Consider the following 2,898-nt stretch of genomic DNA (forward strand, 5'->3'; position numbering starts at 1 on the left):
ATATCAGAAACAGGTAGCCAATGCCTCTGTAATGCCAGGGAAAAAAGAATTGGAGGGAAAACATCTGGGATTTTATACTGAATTTTCAACCCATGTTGACGAACCGGTCTTAATGAGAGTTGGAATTTCATTCGTAGGTATAGATGGCGCCCGAAATAACCTTCAAACAGAGATTAAGGGTTGGGATTTCGATAAAATACATGATCAGACACGGTTAAGCTGGAACAAAGCCTTGTCAAAAGTGAAAGTTGCAGGAGGTACTGAAGAAGAAAAATATGTTTTTTATACCTCGCTTTACCATACGATGATTGATCCCCGGATTTTCGAGGATGTTGACGGGAATTACATTGGTGGCGATGGCAAAATTCATCATCCGGCTACCTTTACCAAACGAACTATTTTTAGCGGATGGGATGTTTTCCGTAGTCAAATGCCTTTACAAACCCTTATTAATCCTGCGTTGGTCAACGACATGATAAACTCCTTAGTAACATTAGCCGGCGAAAAGAACAAAGATTATTTGGAACGTTGGGAATTCTTGAATTCTTATAGCGGTTGTATGATCGGTAATCCCGCAGTATCAGTAATTACTGATGCCTATTTCAAAGGAATCCGGAACTTTGATATTCCTAAAGCCTATCAGCTTTCGGTAAATTCGGTGGAGCGCTTCGGCAATAATGATAGGGGCTATACTGCAGAACCGTTCTGTTTGTCCAATACCTTGGAGTATGCTTATTTCGAATGGTGCGTTTCGCGTCTGGCCGGAGCTTTGGGCAAAGACAGCGATAAGGCTAAATATGCCGCCCGTTCAATGGATTATAAAAACATTTTCGATTCCGAAAAAGGCTGGTTCCGCCCCAAGGATAAAGACGGCAACTGGCTTCCCTGGCCCGAAACCGGTCGTTTGGAACAATGGTATGGATGTATAGAATGTAATCCATACCAACAAGGCTGGTTTGTTCCTCATGATGTCCCTGGTATGGTCAAATTGATGGGTGGGAATGAGAAAGTAATCGCCGACCTTAATGATTTTATGGAGAAAACTCCAAATGATTTAATGTGGAACGATTATTACAATCATGCCAATGAACCGGTACATCATGTGACTTTTCTTTTCAACAGGCTTGGGGCACCTTGGTTAACCCAGAAATGGACCCGTCAGGTATGTTTACGAGGGTATCATAATACCGTGGAAGGATTGGTAGGGAACGAAGATGTAGGCCAAATGTCGGCCTGGTATGTGCTTGCTGCTGCCGGGATTCATCCTGTTTGTCCTGGGGATACCCGCTATGAAATTACCTCTCCGGTTTTTTCAAAGGTTGAGCTTAAGCTTGACCGGAAATATGTCAAAGGAAAGAACTTTGTGATTGTTGCTAAAAATAATTCACCAGAAAATATTTATATACAAAGCGCAAAGCTTAATGGTAAACCTTACGCCAAGTGTTATATAGATCATTCGGATGTTGCAGCTGGTGGTGAGTTGGAGTTACAAATGGGTGATAAACCAAATAAGAACTGGGGAAAATAATAGTAATACTTGTAGAAATGTATTGATTCTAAGAGCATGGCCTTCTCTATGAAGTGCCTGCTATAGAAATGTTTAAATTTTGTATTATGTGTAGAAATTTATTTTGTTTAATTGTGGTGTTGTTGGTTGTTCAATCAGCATTTTTGTTAAAGGCCGCAACGGTGGATACAACTTTAACCTACAGCGCTTCAATGAAAAAGAATATTAAGGCGGTTGTGGTAAAACCTGACTCCTATCAAAAAGGGACCCGGTATCCTGTACTTTATTTGTTACATGGTTACGGAGGTGATTATGCTGATTGGATAACCAAGGTGCCTGCAATAAAAGCCTATGCCGATCAATATCAATTCATGATAGTTTGTCCTGATGGTAATTTTTCAAGCTGGTATCTGGATAGCCCGATTGATCCTAAATCAAAATATGAAACCTATGTAGGAACCGAATTGGTGAACTGGATTGATAAACATTACAATACCATAGCCAGTTCGTCTGGAAGGGCTATTACGGGATTAAGTATGGGAGGTTATGGTGCGTTATATCTCGCGTTCCGTCATCAGAATGTTTTCGGAGCTGCCGGAAGTATGAGCGGAGGCGTCGATTTAAGACCGTTCCCTGGAAACTGGGATCTTCCCAAACGCATTGGAATGTATGCGCAGTACCCCGAAAACTGGGATCATTACAGTGTCGTTAATTTAACGTATTTGCTTACTCCGGGTTCGCTTGCGTTAATTATTGACTGTGGCTCGGAGGATTTCTTTTTCAAGGTAAATGAGAAGTTGCATCAGAAGCTGTTAATCAATAATATTCCTCATGATTTTATCTCAAGACCTGGCGGACATTCATGGGAGTATTGGGCTAACTCAATTCAATACCAGATGCTTTTTATGAATAAGTATTTCAATAAGGCTCGTAACTCAAGCAATAATTAACTAACTTGCTTTTATTATTAGACTCAGATGAATGAATTAAAAAAGTTTTTAAAAAGACTTACGTTTTGCTTTTTATTTATAGGATTTCTTCTTAAAACTACTGCTACATTCGCTCAATTAAAGGTTGGCATTAATCCGGACATCCTGAACAAGGAGTGGGTAGCCAAATGGATTTCCTGCCCAGGCATTTCCGGCAAGGAATATGGGGTTTATCTTTTCCGAAAAGATTTTAATTTAGATTCTGAACCCAAACAATTTATCGTCCATGTTTCGGGCGACAATCGGTATAAGTTGTATGTGAACGGGAAACAGGTATGCAATGGTCCTGCCAGAGGTGACCTGTTAAAGTGGAATTTTGAGAGCATTGATATTTCGCCTTATTTAAAAAAAGGTAAAAATGTCATTACCGCTGAAGTCTGGAACTTTGCTGAATTCCGTCCC

At 40.3% G+C, this 2,898-nt stretch carries 3 protein-coding genes; all 3 read left to right on the top strand.

The window, feature by feature from the left end:
* Positions 1 to 1,528 (top strand): GH92 family glycosyl hydrolase (locus Q8907_15425; protein MDP4275661.1); only part of this gene is annotated, 1,528 nt, incomplete at its 5' end.
* An 86-nt stretch (positions 1,529 to 1,614) separates the two neighbouring features.
* Complete coding sequence (locus Q8907_15430) at positions 1,615 to 2,457, top strand: alpha/beta hydrolase family protein (protein MDP4275662.1); 843 nt, start codon at positions 1,615 to 1,617, stop codon at positions 2,455 to 2,457.
* Between the two features lie 27 nt (positions 2,458 to 2,484).
* Positions 2,485 to 2,898 (top strand): hypothetical protein (locus Q8907_15435; GenBank protein ID MDP4275663.1); only part of this gene is annotated, 414 nt, incomplete at its 3' end.

Source organism: Bacteroidota bacterium, assembly GCA_030706565.1.
Taxonomy (GTDB): Bacteria; Bacteroidota; Bacteroidia; order Bacteroidales; family JAUZOH01; genus JAUZOH01.

Bases quoted from the DNA above. Each gene is read 5' to 3' on its own strand.
- Q8907_15430 (MDP4275662.1), top strand. From the start codon at position 1,615: ATGTGTAGAAATTTATTTTGTTTAATTGTGGTGTTGTTGGTTGTTCAA.